We start from the raw sequence: 15,094 nt of genomic DNA, 5'->3' as shown, positions 1-15,094 counted from the left end.
ATGTGAAGAGCGCGTCTGCCGGGGCGCGACGCGTTCCCCACACTCAACGACATGCACGCTCAACTGGCCGAGTTTTGCTCCGCCACGTGGACGGTTTTTACGCCGCCGTTGACAATCGCCGTTGCCGAAATGAATCAGGGCCTTCGGACCGAGAGGAACGACCGCGAGATCGCAGGAGAAGATCCCGCGCAACAAGCCGAGGAAAAGATGGCGCTGCGTCAGGGATGTCGCTTCGAGGAGGCGACGCGCAGGCAAAGGGTGATCTGCCGCCACCGGCTCGCGGGACCATTCTGGCATGCACTCGGTTGATCCGACATGCGGTTTAAGGAGCCTCAGATTGCGGACGAGTGTGTCAGGGAAAAGCCCTTCGGTCACCATCTCGATGCGATGGCCGAGACCGCGCACTGCGGCGATCACCTGAGGAAAATCTTCGTGCCTCCCCAGCCAGCGCGTGCCTTTTCCCTCTACGAAGATCGTGCTGCCGTCCCGGAGCGTGAAGCGGAAGTCCGGGGTGTAGACCCAAGGTTTGTAACCGCGATCGTGTCCGGTCGACACGAGATCCTGCTTGGCGGCGTATTCGCGGCCGGTGTTGAGGTCGAAGGTGACGGGCTGGCACTCGATTTTTATCACCCGCGGGTCGACCTCCGCCGCGATCGCGACGTTCGATTCCAGCATGCTTTCAAGCTGATTCACCCCGGACATCTTGGTTCCGGACAGAAGGTTGACCTTCTTCTGAAGACCGAGAGCGTGAATGACACGCGCCGGTGCAGGACGATCGTCGTCGAACATCTCGTGAGCCCCCATTCTCAACCAAAGCGAGAATGCGCGCGTCTTTTCAAAAGAAAAAGGCGAAATTCGGGCTAAGTGCCAGAAAGGCAGACAAAATACCGAGTAGAGACGTCTTCGGATATGCAGGAGTTTCTGCGGAAGTGGCTATCCTGTGTGGTTGTTGCTCCAACGATCCGTACGCGACCGAAGTGTCTCGTTTAGTGGCGCGCCGTGCTCACTTCGGGATGAACGGAAGCCGACCCAGATCGTGCTCCGCCAGGAGTGCCGACCGTGCCACCATGCACGACGGAACCCGCCGTGACCTAAAGCGCGCGCCGGGACGGGCGGTGCGGGCGGATATGCACGCGCGCCCAGCGTGTTTCGAGTTTCCTTTGGCCAACCGCGGTGACATGGTGCGCCAGGCGGATTGAAATTGCTGGTTCTGGCTCATGCTTCGTATAGTCCTTTTCACCCTTTGCGCCGTTTCGGCGCTCGTGTCCCGCACAGCCATCGCCTCGCCTTGGGAACTTGTCGAAGCATGGCAGGATCCGTTCGTTGGCGAGGTCGTTCCCGCTGCGCGCGTTGTAAACGATGATGGCTACAGCTTCGCGATCTTCCGCAGTGCGGACGGCCGGGTGCGGGCCTATTACGCGCTGCCGCCCTCGACATTCGACAGGCTCCCCGCCGAGGGGCGCGTGCTGATGATCCGGCCGGGCACAATGGACAGCGTGGAAATCGAGGCCGAGATCGTGCCAGGCCGGTTCGTCGAAAAGGGTCGAACAGACGGCCTGTCGGTCCGCGACCTGATCTGGCATGGCCAGGAGCCTGCGCCGACGCGTGGGACACTGCGCAACCTGCTCGACAGCGACCGGCTCCATGCTCGCTTCTTCCTCGATGACGGCCGCACCGTCGACACGGACTGGATGCTCGATGGCGCTCCGCCCGTCATCGCACAGGCGCTGACAATCGAGACCGAAGTCGACCAGGCCGAGCGGGACTGGGCGAAGATCCTTGCGGCGACCTTAATCGGGCGAGTGCAAAGCTGTTCCGCGAACGGTCTGAACAGGGCCTGCATCAACACCCTCGACGCGTGTGGCGCGATCCTGGACAAGGATCGTGACACGGTCGGCTTCGAGGCCTGCATGGCGGCCCGGGGGTTCTGATGTGGCCGGGCTCTTTCGCGAGAGACAGGCGGACATCCATCCGCGCCACCCAGTTCAAGACTATTTCGCGGATTCTGTCCGGGCTAAAATCCGGAGCTTTGGATCATTCCTGAGCAGTCGTCGGCTGGTTCGGGCGGCTTGCCGCTTTTCAAGGCTGTCGGCAGACCGGTCGGACCGCATTGTGGGGATTGCCGGGCCGAGAGCCCGCGGATACCGTCGCGGGCATTTCCCCTCCCTGCTTCAGAGGATTTCAATTGAACTTGCCGTTGAGACTTCTTTTCGTCGTTCTCTTCTGCCTGATCGGCCTCGTCTTCCCGCTCGCCTTCGTGCTCGCGGGTCTTGCGGCATGGTCGATCTGGATCGACTGGGCAACTCCAGCGAATGTCACGCCACCGGGTTATGTCGATCACACCAGGCTGACGGCCCGCGACCCGGACTGGTTCAGGCATTTCTCGGAGCGAACCGAATCCCCGGCGGAAGCCGCCTTTCTCGAAGCCACGGTCCGGGCCTTTGATCTCGTGCCTGAAAACGGGCGGCTGGTCGGCAAGGACATGGTGATGGAGCTCCAGGCGCCGGTACCGCCCTACCGGCTGGACTTCCTGGTCGACAGGTTCCTTGCCGTCGAAATCGATGGCGCCGCCTGGCATTCGGCACCGGAAGCGGTCGAGAACGACCGCCGACGCGACCGAGTGCTCCGTAGCCAAGGTTACGACATCCTGCGCATTCCCGCGAAGGTCACGCTCAACAACCCGGGCGAGGCTATCGCGCGGCTGCGCAGCGCCCGCCGCGAGCTTGCCAAGAAACGCGACGAGGCATCCCGGCGCAGGTCCGAGACCTTGCACAAGGCGATGGATGACTGGCGTCCGGGCAATGCTGCCCACTCGCTCGGCCGGGTTCTCGGCGCCGCCGCCCAGGCCACCGCCCAGACCATCCACCGGCTTGATGACAGGGCGCAGGAGATCCATCGCCGCCAGATCGACGCGGCCGCGAAAGCCGCCGAGGAGCTGAACCAGGCACGGGTCGCCTTTGAGCGTGTACAGGCGGAGTTCGACAAGGCCGACCGGGCGCGGTCCGAAGCGGTCAAGGCAATGTTCGCGCGCAGCGAAGAGCCCGGGGTCGACGGCGAGATTGCCGCCCTTAAGCGCGCCCATCATGCCGCCGAGACCCGGGATTGGCAGCGGCTGAACGAGGCAATCCGTCGATACCACGCCGCCGAAGGTACGGAGGCCAGGCCCTACACGCCCGCGGCGCCATGTGCCGACGACCGGCTCTGGCTGTCGCAGGCCCACGAGAAGATCCTGTACCGGGAAGAACTGGGCTTTTGACCCGGAGCGCGGGACATGTAGTGACACGCGAGTTCATTCCTGTGATATCTTCCGGTGAACCGGTTGATCTCCACACATGCCGACTTGGTCGCAACATGGCTCTCGTCTTGCGCGGTAGTGCGGCGTCAGGTGTCTGAGGTCGATCGCGATGGAATACCCTTCAGCTGCGCAGTTGCGACGACCAACTGTAGAGAATGTGAATGGGACCGTTTCATCGGCTGAGCTTTTCTTCCGCTATCCCGACACCATTCTACGCGTCCTTTTCGGATCCAAAAGTGACACCGGCATTCGTTCAGTTGGCGCACGGACGGCGCCGCTGTTGGTCGTGCCAGCCAGTCGATGTTCACTTTCCATCTGGGACGCCGGTTCCGGCTCAGTGATAATTTGAGCACTTCACCGCACCCACCGGGGCACAGAAAGCAGGCCCATTTATCGACCCCGTCCCGAACCACGATCATCTGCCCCAGAAGGATCTGTTCGGCACTGGGGTGGTTTGGGGTGACTTGGGCAACAAGATCACTTCGAGGAATGAGCCGAAGGATTTCGAGGCCCTTTCGCACAATTTCTGCAACCATACCTTTCACCCGATCCTGTCGAGAAACGGTTCGACGTCACCCAGACCCCAGTATTCCTGCTTGCCACAAATCGGGCACCCTGCCCGTGGCTGAACTGCCTGTGTGCGTTCGATGGCCATGTCGAGCTTACGGTAGCGTTGCCACGTCCACCCACCGCTCCCCCGGAAGCCAACGAGGCCGGCGAGAAGCTCATTCACGGCCATGGTCGCGGCCTCGGTGGTGAACGTGACGACCGCCGGTGCGGGGTTCCCCGCGCCGCGGACATAGGCCTCCGTCTTCTGGCGCTCGAATTCGACGGGGTTGCAACGTCGGAGATCTTCTTCCCGCGCCCTGATCGGATCGACTGTCCCCCGACAGGTGAGACAGGCGGTGGTAGGAAACAGAACGCTGACCCGGGCCGCCATTTCGAGCAGCCCAGGTTCGTCTCCGTCGCGCGGCAGCAGAACCAGCCCAACATCAATGACGGGGATCAGATAGAAATGCGACAGGCGGTTCAGAAATAGGCGGCCCGCGTGGTCATCGGTGCAGCCGAAGATGACGTCGCACGACTTCAGGGCATCGCGTGCATGCGGAGCATCAACGCGACCGTGCAAAGCGCGGATTTCAACATCGAGCCCCATTCGCGTTGCCTCTCGGGCCATGACATCCACTTTCAGCACCTTGTTGTCTGCATCCTCTCTCGTTGCGCCGTGGAGGCGGTTCAGATTGGAATGCTCGACAATGTCGTCGTCGATGAGGACGATGCGACCAACGCCAAGTCGAGTGAGAAGTTGCACTACGGGGCTGCCCGTACCGCCACATCCGACAACTGCAACAGAGAGCTGCTTGAGGCGAACATTCACCTCGGGACCGAATGCCAGAGCTTGGCGCGAATGGAATTCCGACGGTGTCGGCTCTGCGAGATCCTGAATGATGATCCCTGATCCGATACAGGACACACGATGGCATGGCTTGGGATGGCTTTCATCCTCCCAGACTCGTGCGCGGTAAAGGTCCATTCCCACTTGAAGGATGCTCAATAGCCGCGTGCCCGGGCCATTCCGGTTCCGGGCCATGATGAAGAGATCGCGCTCGTTGCGATCGTCCTGCCGCGAAAATCCGTCGTATCCATCCGGATGACTGTGGACGATCGCTGGCACGAGACCTTCTTCCTTCGCGCGACGGCAAAGCCGAGCGAAGGAGTTGGTATTCCAGGTGACGTGCTTGGCACTGGCGGAGACCCGATCTTCTTGCGGGATCTCGACAACTTCGTAGGACATGTAGCGTGTCCGTGGATGCAAGCCCCACGGGTCCACGGCAATGTCACTCTTCCCGAAGAGCACGTAGGCCGCACCTTCGATCCCATTGGGATGGGCGAGGAGGGCCTGGATCTGATCACGGTGGCGCTCCTGCAGGATGACGTCCGACCTTTTCATTGCGCCACCTCAAGCGCCTCTTCGACGCGCTTCACCATTGTCCAGAGGCCATCGGTTCCGGGTCGCCAATGGTTATTGTGACGCGACCAGCGTTGCCAGTCTTGGCCGTCGAAGATTAGGCGTGCCTCCGTGCAGCGAGGCGGCTGCTGTTCTGGCATCAGCCTGAGATGCGGAAGGGCATAGAACATGTCCGGGGCAACATCCGGATAGGAGGTCGGTAGCAGGATCAGAATGTCCGCCTCACCCACCTGGTATTTGCCCTCTGGCAGTGTGATCCCAGAAAGAATCACGCCCTTTTCGTTGCCGTATGTGGCTTCGCGGAAGGCGATCCCGCGGTCCTCAAGGTAGCGGCGATCCTGACGGGGAAGAAGGCTCATACGACACCTCCCTCCGTGGTCTGGGGCACCCCAGTAAAGAAGTGTTCGAGGCCATCGCTGGCAAGGCAGACCAGGTCAGTGTCACCGATCGGGATGTCATCCTGTCCGGGGATCACCTGCCAGATACCGAACTTCGTCGGATCAACTCCAGCCAGCCTCTTCAGAACCAGGCCACTGATCACCTTGTACCCCCATTCCAAACGCTTCCCATCGATGTCGAAGCGGAAAGACGCGGCGCTCGGGAACACCAGAAAACGCTCGACGTCACCCGATCGCAGGTCAGCAGTTTCTTCGAGGCGAAGTTCTTCGAGTTCACCGTTGCGCAGCACCTGGAACACCAGGTGGTCTTCTGCGTTGCGAAGACCAGCGCCCTCGATGATCTGGCGACCTGTGGGCACGGGATCATCGATGATCGTTGTCGTGTAGTTCAGGTCATGATCTCCAACCATCACCTGGTAGGGTCCGTGATCGCGGGGCTTGCGGCCTGCCCGCAGGCAGGCCAGGAGATCTTCGATTTCTATCGGTTCGATCGTCATGGCAGCATTCCTTTGCTCGATATCGCCTCAACGGCGGGTTTTACTTGCATATCGAGTCATGTGGACTAATAGTGTCCATGAGTCTCGATGTGGACAGTCTGCATTGGGACTCATGATCAGGTCAAGTCCATATTTGGACTGGGAGGGCAAGAATCATGACACAACCGGGACCCGGGTCGGCTGCGGCCGCGGGGGCAAATGGGATTCCAGCCGCGATGGAAGCATTCTCGAGGCTGTCAGATATGTGGGGACTATCCACAGACGAGCAGATCACCCTGCTTGGATCACCAGGCCGATCCACCTTCTTCAAATGGAGGAAGTCCGGCGGCAACCTACCCAACGACACAATCGAGAGGATTTCTCACCTATTGAGTATCTACAAGGCACTGCAAATCCTCTTACCCAACCCCAATGCTGCGGACAGTTGGGTAAAGAAGGAGAACAAGTTCTTCGACGGCCAATCGGCGCTCGACGTCATGCTCGGGGGGCAGGTTGCCGACATCTACAAGGTCCGGGAGTACGTAAATGCCCAGCGAGGCGGCTGAATTTCCGATCGTCTCTGTCCAGAGTGACTTCTACCTTTTGATCCCCTCGCGCTTCCCGACGATCGAGCTGTTCGAACGAATTGCGGCGAACAGGGATGACGAGGTCGCCGCGATCGAGAACAGAACGAATCCACGGCTCCGAGCCAAGGAAAGGCTGTCCAGACAGTCGCCGTATGTCGTGGATGGTGACCCCCCGAGGCTCCAGAACTGGAACCTCGCGCCCTTCACCTATCCCAACCCGGAAGGAACCGTCCTCTTTCCGAATTCTGTCCGGTGCCTTGAGATGTCGGGCGACCCGCAGACGGCGCTCGCTGTCTCGGTCGCAAAACGGGAGCGGTTCTTGGGGCGGACGAATGAAGATCCGATCGGGCTCGATATGAGAATGCTGCGCCGAAAGGTTGAAGGCCGGTTTGTGGACGCCAGGACGGTGACGGGTGCGCTTGATGGCCCGACTCTTCGAGATCTTGGCGATTCAATAATGGGCTTGGATTCGGGCGTTCGATTTGATGGAGTTCTCTTCCACACCTCCGAACGCCCGACCGGCACGCGGATCGTGGTGCTCAATGGTGATGTGCTTGGTCGAGCCATCCAGTGTGAGCACTATCGATTCCAGTGGAACGGCGAGCGGATTTCGAGAATCTACAATTTCGACAACTCCATCCCTACCGAACAAAACTCGATAGATCCGGCCAAGTTGAAGCATGAAGAGAACCTCTTCGCCGCATGAACACGGCCCGATTTATCCTTCCGTCCATGCGGGAAGGGGAAGTGCGTTCAGATCGGCGCGGACCTGGCGCCATGTCGGCATGTGAGTTTCAAGGACTTTAAGGAATACCTCATCGTGGCGCGGTGACACGAAATGCGCGATCTCATGCAGGATCACATAGTCGATCGCAGAGACCAGCTTCTTCGAAAGTTCCGAATTCAGCCAGATGATCTTCTTCGCCGGATTACAGCTGCCCCATTTGGTCTTCATCGTTCGGATACCCCATGAGGCAGGGTTGCATCCGATCCGCTCGGACCAATGGATGATACGAGGGGATGCTACACGGCGCAGCTCTGCCCGATACCAGGCTTCCATCCATCGGCGTCGCTGATCATGAGAACTGAGTTCAGGGACGTGAAACTCGATCCCATCATTGCCGACCAAGAGGATCCGATGGCCCCTGCCTGTCTGGGTCGTCACGGACAGGCGGCGCGCTCGGCCGAAGACGAAATGAGTTTCACCCGATACATACAGGCGTTCTTGCTGGCGTGATTGCCGCATAAACTGCTGCTGCTTGCTTCGGATCCATGTCATCCGGGTCAAGACCGCCGACCTGATCGCATCGGCGCTTAGCGCCTCGGGCGCGGCAACCCGTACAGATCCGTCGGGCGGATAGACACCCACATGCAGGTTCTTGACCCGCTTTCGGCGGACCTCCACCCGAATGCCCGCGATCTCCAGAACGTCAGTATTCATGGTGCTGATGAAGAAGCTCGAGAATGCGCTCGACGGTTTCAGGGCTGACCAGAACGGCCTCAAGGCAGCGTCTTAGCTTTCTCTCCTTCATTCCGTTTCCACGCCAACCGTGCGGCGCGGTGTCCCGGACAGCGCCGTCAACTTTCATGACGAGATCCTCATCTCCATCCAGGTTGTCGAAGAGGGCCTTTCGACCGGGCGTATCGACGGAAGATGGATAGGTCTTACCGTGCCCGGCCTTTGCGTCCCGGACCAGCGCCGCGATCCTTTCCAGATACTCGGCATAGGCGATTGCGTCATCGCGTCGCTGCCGGATCAGGTCCGTCAACAGTTCCGACATCCGCTCGTAGAAACGAGGGTTCACAGGTGTCTCGTCGATAATGAGCCGGCGGACGTTGTTCTCGATCGCCGCGGCCGCGTTCTCTCGGTTCCTCCTGACCGGGGCAGGCAGATCGCCTTCCGCGTCCGCACCTTTGCTTTCAACAAGGTCGATCAGACTGATGTCGTCGAGACGCGAGATCACCTCCGAGTCGTCGGCCCTGATATAGGTGTCGATCATGTGGCGCATCGCCGGTTCGTAGAGCTTCAGATCCACCGCATCGCCGCTGTGAAGCCGCACAGCATCACGAATACCGATGGCGCGTTCGACCTCGTTGCGATACTCGGCGAGTTCAAGATCATTAAAGCTGGAACCCGATGGCTCAGAGGCGACGTTCGCATATGACCGGGCATACGTGCCCGCGATCCGGTAGAGCGCTTGCCGACGGCGTGCCTTGTCCTCCGCTTCCGGATCGTGTTCGATTCCCATGGGGCTTGAGAAATAGGCGAAGATTTCGTCATCGCCCTTTGGCTGCTCGACTGCGTCCAGAAGTCCGAACCAGGCATCCCGCGCGGCGCGCAGATCGTCGTCCGCCCGTTCCGAACGGTTGGTGATCAGACCCTCGACATCTTCCTTGTCGAAGGTATCGAACGCCTCCGACGTATAGTCGTCCACCGCGCTTTCGATGTTCCGGAACAGATCCTTGTAGTCGACGATGTAACCGAAATCCTTGTCGTCCCCGTCCAGCCGGTTCACACGGCAGATCGCCTGGAACAGCCCGTGATCGCGCATCTGTTTGTCGATGTAGATGTAGGTCGCCGTCGGTGCATCAAAGCCGGTCAGAAGCCGGCTCACGACGATCAGCAACTTCATCCGGCCTGGTTCTTTCTTGAAGAGCCTCAGGGCCTCCTCCTCGTAGTCATCCTCCGAACGCTCGCCGAGCAGATCCTGATAAACCCGATGGACATATTGCCGCTCGGTCTCCCCCATCCCGGTTTCTTCGCCCGTGAGTTCAGGCGCCGCACGCTTGTAGGAGGTCACGATCGCGCATTTGTCGGCCAGCATGGACCCAGACTTCCGGAAGATCTCGAAGAACTTGCAGGCCTCTGGGATCGAGCCGGCCACCAGCATCGCGTTCCCGGTGCCGGCCTTCAGACGGGGCTTCATCTCCATGTCCATGATGATGTCGCTCGCGATCTGCTCCAGCCGATCACGGCTCGAAAGAACCCGCTGGAGGGTGCCCCATCGCTGTTTCAGGGTCGCCTTGGCGACCTGCGTCAGGCCCTTGGTCTTCGCCTCGAACCAGGCGTCGATCTTGCCGGGCGCGCTGATCCGCTGATCAATGTCGCGCGCCTCGTAGCGAAGATCCAGAACCACGCCATCCTCCACGGCCTCGTCGAACCGGTAGGGCTTGCCGATATAGGGCCCGAAGGTCTCCAGCGATGTCTCCTTGTCCGACCGCAAGAGTGGCGTGCCGGTGAAGCCGATGAACACGGCATCGGGCAGCACCTGTCGCATCGCCTTCGCGAGCTTGCCGGACTGGGTGCGGTGGGCCTCGTCGATGAAGACGTGGAAGTCGCCGACCGGCGCGCCGATCTTTGCGTTCTGAATATCTGAGATCAGCGCCTCCATCTCGCTCTCTTCCCTCTTGCCGAACTTGTGGACAAGGGAGCAGACGATGCGATCCTTCGGATCCGCGAGCGCCGCCAACAGATCGTTGCCACTGCGGGCGCGGCGGACCTTGTCGCCGGTATTGCCGAAGACATCCTCGATCTGGCCGTCCAACTCCTTCCGATCGGTGACGATCAGGATGCGTCCGTTGGGAAAATGCTCGCGGATCCAGCGCGCCAGCATCACCATGATCAGGCTCTTGCCCGATCCTTGAGTCTGCCAGATGATCCCGCCTTCCTTTGCCCGCACCCGATCCTGCGCGGCCTTCACCGCAAAATGCTGGTTCGGGCGGGCGATCTTCTTGATGCCCGCATCGAACAGCGTGAAGTCGTGTATCAGTTCCAGGAACCGCGCGGGCGCCATCATCTGCGTCACGTCGCGGTCGAGGCGCGCGGTGATTTCGCTCTCTTCCTTCCAGGCCAGCCAATAGGGCTGCGGCGTCTGGATCGGGGCATAGCGCAGCCCTTCGCTGTCATTCCCGGCGAAGGTGATCTGCACCGTGGTGAAGAAGTGCCGGATGAATTCGGGCCGCTGGTTGTCGAGCGTCTGGCGGATGCCTTCGCCCACGCCCACGGTGGATTTCTTCAGCTCCACCACGCCAAGCGCGATCCCGTTGACATAGAGCACCAGATCGGGCCGCTTGTTCCAGGCCTTGGCGTCCTTGCCCTTGATCGAGGCCTCTTCGGCCACGCCGAGGTCATTCGCGCCCGCATCGCCCCAGTCGATGAAGCGCACGGTGACGGGGGCCTCGCCCGGGCCGGGCGCGACGGCCACACCGTAGCGGAGCATGTCGTAGAAGGCCTTGTTGGCCTCGTAGAGCTTTGATCCCTCCATCCGTGCTTCGCGCTTGAGGAGGGTAATGGCCTGCGTGACAATCTCGGGCGCATGGCCGCGGGAGATAAGCCAGGGGCGCAGCAGATCCTCCTCGATATTGGCGTTGCCCTCGCGCTTCTGCCAATCGCCGAGATAGCGCCAGCCGAGGCCGCCGGGCGCGCCGGTGCGGTGGCCGCTCAAGAGGTCGATAACCCGGTTCTGCGCCTTGCGCTCCGCCTCGCCGATCTTGCTCATGCCGCCGTCTCCATTCTCGAAATCACTCGTTGAAATAAGTCGTCAGACCAGCCTGATCCGTCCGGTCAAAAGGTTCTGCATCATGCCCTCCTTGATCGCCCGCGCCTTTTCGAGGCGGGTTTCGAGGGTCTGGATTTCGGCGTCCATGTCGTTCAGCAAAAGGGCAATTCCCATCTGCTCCTCGGAGCACGGAAGTGCGACTTTCGCCTCTCGAACTTGCTGCAAGCTGATCTGCGGATATGCCTGTCCTGTCACGATCGAATTGAAATATCCAAGGTATTCAGGGCGAGATAGCTGATGAAACACAAAGTCGGGATTTACGTCCTCCGCCGTGATCCTGATCCGTGCAATGTGCTGATTGATATTTGCTTGTTCGAACGCATGGGGAAGACGCACCACGCGCCCGACATTGCCCGTAATCGTGATGAGAATATCGCCGCCCGAGACTTCGCTACGTCGTGTGGCCCTGTGCGCTTCTTCCGAGATGAACATCGACTGTGACAGATCGAGACCTCTTGGCGAAACGCATTCGCTTCGGAGAAACAAGATGCCGTGCGTTTCCCAACCAAACCCATAGGTCGTGGGGGTGGCGCCTTTCGTGATGAAGGCTGAAATGCTGCTCAAGGGGCGCTCCACCCACTCCCCCGAGAACCCCGGAAGGCGGCGCTTGGCGGTCAGGAGCTCCTGCATCGCGCCCTGCTTGATGAGCCGCTTCTTGGCGATCAGCCGCTCGATCCCCTCGATCAGCGCATCCGCATCCGAAAGCGCCTCGGCGATGGCTTCTTGTTCAGACTTGCCAGGGAGAGCAATCTTGATCTTCGAAAGGCTTTGTTGGCCAATGTTGGCTCGAATGCCACCTTGGCCCGCAGCCATGATTTGTTGTCGGACGATCTGAGACCGCAGGCCATAGCCGGCAAACAGCGGGTCGAGTGCGTCCGATATCGGCTTACCGCGCAACACGAAGCCACCAAAAAGGATTGGTTCGTCGTCCAAATAGACGGACCCGAGACCGACTTCCTCTTGGGTCTCGGAGGTTCTATTGAACAGAATATCGCCTCTCTGAACGAGGTATCGGTTGGTTTCCGAGGCCGAGGTGGCAACCCTTCCTGGAATCAGGTTCGCCTTGAGATGTGTGTTTGTAATGACTTCCAGCACGTTGGCGAAGCGCAAGCCATGCCCGTAGGCTGATTTGTCTGTGTTGAAGCCATTCTGAAACTTCATAAGGTCACCGAGAGGTATGAACGACCAACCTTCCGGTAGCGGCGCGCTGCCTTCGGTCATACCGAATATCCCATCGTGCAAAGATGCACGGTGACCTTCTGGTCATAGTCCCGCATCAAATCAGTCAAAGATGGCAGCGTCTCCGCATACCGTTCGACCAAGATGCGCAGCCTTGTCGTCAACCCATCGGTGCGGGCCTCGATTTCACCCTCGATCAGTTCAGCAATGTCGGTCAGCCATTTATCATCCACAACGAGGGTGCGGATTTCGTCTTCGGTCAACTCCGAGTATTTCTTAATAGTAGCCGCGTTCAGCGCCGCCTCCGCTTCCTTGGCAGCCTTCTTTGTCGCAGCTTCATCCTTCAGCAGCTTCTTTGCCCTGTTCAGGGCCTTTTTCTCGTCACCGTCTACACCCGCCGCTTTGAGGCGTTCATTGACTGATTTCTGCGTCATCTTTCCGTCGTCGGGAACGGCATGGAACAGATCGCCGTCTTCGACACCATGCTGTTCGACCATCTCTTCCAGTTGCCGCGTGACTTCCAAGGCTTCCGCCTCGGCCTGATCAAGATCGGCCTTCAACAGAGGGAGGAACTTTCCCACAACAAGTGCAGGCGGAATCACCTCACACATGAGCCTCGTAGTCTTTCGTCCTTCTTTGACAATCAGATCTCCTGGCTCCAGCCACTTAATCTTTCCGTCCTTGTCGGTCTCGTAACGCGCTTCGCGAATCTCCCGGCAGGCATTCCAGCCATCGTGTGCGATGATGAAGACATCGTCCTGCATCGTGTCGGCCCAATAGGACATGAGCCGCTGATACGCCTCATACTTGTCGATCAGCGGGGCAGCGGCGAACCGTTCCAACATATCCTCGGCGATCTCATGGATCAGAGCCTTGGGGTTTTCGCCCACCTCGATCCCATCCATCAGCGGCGCGTTCGCCCCTGCCCAGCCGTCGAGGATGGCGTGAACTCGGTCGCGGAAGGCGTCGAATTCGGGATGCTGGCAGATGATGGCGCGGACCTCTTCCGGCGCGACCAGCGGATCGGAATAGCCCGGGCGCGGGTTCGGCCCGAACAGGGTCGCGCGGATGCCCGGCATGACCGTCCAGAACTCGGCCAGCCCGTCGATGTCGCGGTTCGGAACGCCGCCCTTGAGATGCGCCTCGATGTCCTGAAGATCCTCGGGGTCCGATCCATCGATGTAGCGCGGGATGTTGAGGTTGAAGTCGTTGCGCGTGATCTCGGCATAGGGGACGAGACGGGAATAGCCGGGGATTTCCAGCTGGCGGGTGTAGGCGTCGGTGATCTTGTGGATGTCCCGCTCTCGCAGGCGGTTCTTGTTGCCATCCTTCATGAAGCCGCGGGAGGCGTCGGTCATGAAAACGGGGCGCTCGGCGCAGGCGCCGGACTTGTCGAGCACGATGATCGAGGCGGGGATGCCGGTGCCGTAGAAGAGGTTCGCGGGCAGGCCGATGATCGCCTTGATGTAGCCGCGCTTGAGGATCTTCTCGCGCAGTTCCGCCTCCTTGTTCCCCCGGAAAAGGACACCATGGGGAAGGATGACGGCGCCGGAGCCGGTGGCCTTCATCGAGGCGAGGATGTGGAGCAGGAACGCGAAATCGCCGTTCTTTTCCGGCGGCATGCCGAGATCGAAACGACCGTAGCGGATGTCGGCAGTCAGGCCCGAGCCCCAGGCCTTGGCAGAGAAGGGCGGATTGGCAACGACGAAGTCGAAAGTCTGGATCGCGGTGTCCGATGCCTTGAACTGCGGTTCCGCGATGACATCGCCCTGCGCGATCTCGGCATCCTCGCGTCCGTGCATGATCATGTTCATCTTGGCGAGGCCGCGGGTGGTGATGTCGAACTCCTGACCATAGATCGTGAGGTCGACGCCCGCCGCGTCAGCCGCCTTGAGAAGGAGCGACCCGGATCCGCAGGTCGGGTCATAGACGGTCTGTTTCGGGCTGGTGGCCCGATTGATGCCGGCGACAGCGGCAACGACGCGGGAGACCTCGGCAGGCGTGTAGAACTGGCCCTTGCTCTTGCCGGACTCGGTCGCGAAGTTCCGCATCAGGTATTCGTAGGCGTCGCCGAGGATATCGTCGCCGTCAGCCCGGTTGCGGCTGAAATTCAGCTCCTCCCGGCTGAAGATGTTGATGAGCGCGGTGAGGGTCGTCACCATCTTCGGGCCACGACCGAACTTCTCGCTGTCGTTGAAATAGGCGCGGTCGATGACGTTCTTCAGGTCGTTCGCCTCGGCGATCCCGGCGATCGCCTTGTCGATGCCCTCGCCGATATCCTTGGTGCCCCGGAGCTTTCGAATGTCGCCGAACGAACAACCGTTCGGCACTTCGATCAGCGCATCCGGACGACCCGCGCGATCGGAGACGTATTTCACGAACAGCAGCGTGAGGATGTAGTCCTTGTAAAGAGACGCATCCATGCCGCCGCGGAGCTGATCACAGCTGTCCCAGAGCGACCGGTAGATGTCGCTTTTCTTGATTGCCATTCGGGATCCTCGCCAACCGGGTGTTCCGGAGGACTATGAATCGATTTCGACGGGAGGTGCAACGAGGCGAACTCACCCGCGCATGGACTTCATGTAAATCCGGAATTTCCGTCGGCGTCTCATCGGAGAAACTGGCCGTTTT

General features: G+C 60.2%; 13 protein-coding genes. 4 read left to right on the top strand and 9 right to left on the bottom strand.

What is annotated here, in order from left to right:
* Positions 1-789: Tn7 transposase TnsA N-terminal domain-containing protein (locus OM960_RS16940; protein WP_264772784.1), on the bottom strand; the 789-nt coding region annotated here is incomplete at its 3' end.
* A gap of 473 nt (positions 790-1,262) precedes the next feature.
* Between OM960_RS16940 and OM960_RS16935 the strand changes: the two genes are divergently transcribed.
* On the top strand, positions 1,263-1,931 hold the full coding sequence (locus OM960_RS16935; protein WP_264772783.1) for a hypothetical protein: 669 nt from the start codon (positions 1,263-1,265) through the stop codon (positions 1,929-1,931).
* A gap of 266 nt (positions 1,932-2,197) precedes the next feature.
* Positions 2,198-3,256 carry an endonuclease domain-containing protein gene (locus OM960_RS16930; protein WP_264772782.1) on the top strand — a complete coding sequence of 353 codons (1,059 nt, stop codon included), beginning with the start codon at positions 2,198-2,200 and terminating at the stop codon, positions 3,254-3,256.
* 125 nt (positions 3,257-3,381) lie between these two features.
* Here OM960_RS16930 and OM960_RS16925 read toward each other — a convergent pair whose 3' ends face one another.
* The 4 genes from OM960_RS16925 to OM960_RS16910 are packed head-to-tail and all read right to left on the bottom strand — an operon-like array spanning position 3,382 to position 6,159.
* Complete coding sequence (locus tag OM960_RS16925; RefSeq protein WP_490372114.1) at positions 3,382-3,831, bottom strand: ubiquitination-like system serine protease family protein; 450 nt, start codon at positions 3,829-3,831, stop codon at positions 3,382-3,384.
* Between the two features lie 5 nt (positions 3,832-3,836).
* Positions 3,837-5,246: a ThiF family adenylyltransferase gene (locus OM960_RS16920; RefSeq protein ID WP_264772781.1), complete on the bottom strand. Its 1,410-nt coding sequence runs from the start codon at positions 5,244-5,246 to the stop codon at positions 3,837-3,839.
* Positions 5,243-5,623 carry an E2/UBC family protein gene (locus OM960_RS16915; protein WP_264772780.1) on the bottom strand — a complete coding sequence of 127 codons (381 nt, stop codon included), beginning with the start codon at positions 5,621-5,623 and terminating at the stop codon, positions 5,243-5,245. The genes OM960_RS16920 and OM960_RS16915 overlap by 4 nt, the downstream gene beginning before the upstream one ends.
* On the bottom strand, positions 5,620-6,159 hold the full coding sequence (locus OM960_RS16910) for a multiubiquitin domain-containing protein (RefSeq protein ID WP_264772779.1): 540 nt from the start codon (positions 6,157-6,159) through the stop codon (positions 5,620-5,622). The genes OM960_RS16915 and OM960_RS16910 overlap by 4 nt, the downstream gene beginning before the upstream one ends.
* 155 nt (positions 6,160-6,314) lie before the next feature.
* Here OM960_RS16910 and OM960_RS16905 point away from each other — a divergent pair, with 155 nt between their 5' ends.
* Both OM960_RS16905 and OM960_RS16900 read left to right on the top strand, forming a co-directional pair.
* Complete coding sequence (locus OM960_RS16905) at positions 6,315-6,704, top strand: MbcA/ParS/Xre antitoxin family protein (protein WP_264772778.1); 390 nt, start codon at positions 6,315-6,317, stop codon at positions 6,702-6,704.
* Positions 6,685-7,431 (top strand): RES family NAD+ phosphorylase, encoded by a 747-nt coding sequence (locus OM960_RS16900; protein WP_264772777.1) that lies wholly within the window; start codon positions 6,685-6,687, stop codon positions 7,429-7,431. The genes OM960_RS16905 and OM960_RS16900 overlap by 20 nt, the downstream gene beginning before the upstream one ends.
* 12 nt (positions 7,432-7,443) lie before the next feature.
* Here the strand turns inward: OM960_RS16900 and OM960_RS16895 are convergent, their stop codons facing one another.
* From OM960_RS16895 to OM960_RS16880, 4 genes are read right to left on the bottom strand one after another with little or no spacing between them, the layout of a single operon-like run.
* Positions 7,444-8,166 (bottom strand): M48 family metallopeptidase, encoded by a 723-nt coding sequence (locus OM960_RS16895; RefSeq protein WP_264772776.1) that lies wholly within the window; start codon positions 8,164-8,166, stop codon positions 7,444-7,446.
* Positions 8,156-11,224 (bottom strand): type I restriction endonuclease subunit R, encoded by a 3,069-nt coding sequence (locus OM960_RS16890; protein WP_264772775.1) that lies wholly within the window; start codon positions 11,222-11,224, stop codon positions 8,156-8,158. The genes OM960_RS16895 and OM960_RS16890 overlap by 11 nt, the downstream gene beginning before the upstream one ends.
* A gap of 42 nt (positions 11,225-11,266) precedes the next feature.
* Positions 11,267-12,505, bottom strand: coding sequence for a restriction endonuclease subunit S (locus OM960_RS16885; RefSeq protein WP_264772774.1), 1,239 nt, complete (start codon positions 12,503-12,505; stop codon positions 11,267-11,269).
* Positions 12,502-14,952, bottom strand: coding sequence for a type I restriction-modification system subunit M (locus OM960_RS16880; RefSeq protein WP_264772773.1), 2,451 nt, complete (start codon positions 14,950-14,952; stop codon positions 12,502-12,504). Before OM960_RS16880 ends, OM960_RS16885 begins: the two co-directional genes overlap by 4 nt.
* Positions 14,953-15,094: the final 142 nt, after the last annotated feature.

Origin of the sequence: Defluviimonas salinarum, assembly GCF_026013545.1 — a bacterium.
In the GTDB taxonomy this organism is placed as follows: Bacteria; Pseudomonadota; Alphaproteobacteria; order Rhodobacterales; family Rhodobacteraceae; genus Albidovulum; species Albidovulum salinarum.
The sequence above is the reverse complement of the archived record's forward strand: the minus strand, read 5'-3'. Positions and strand labels throughout refer to the sequence as shown.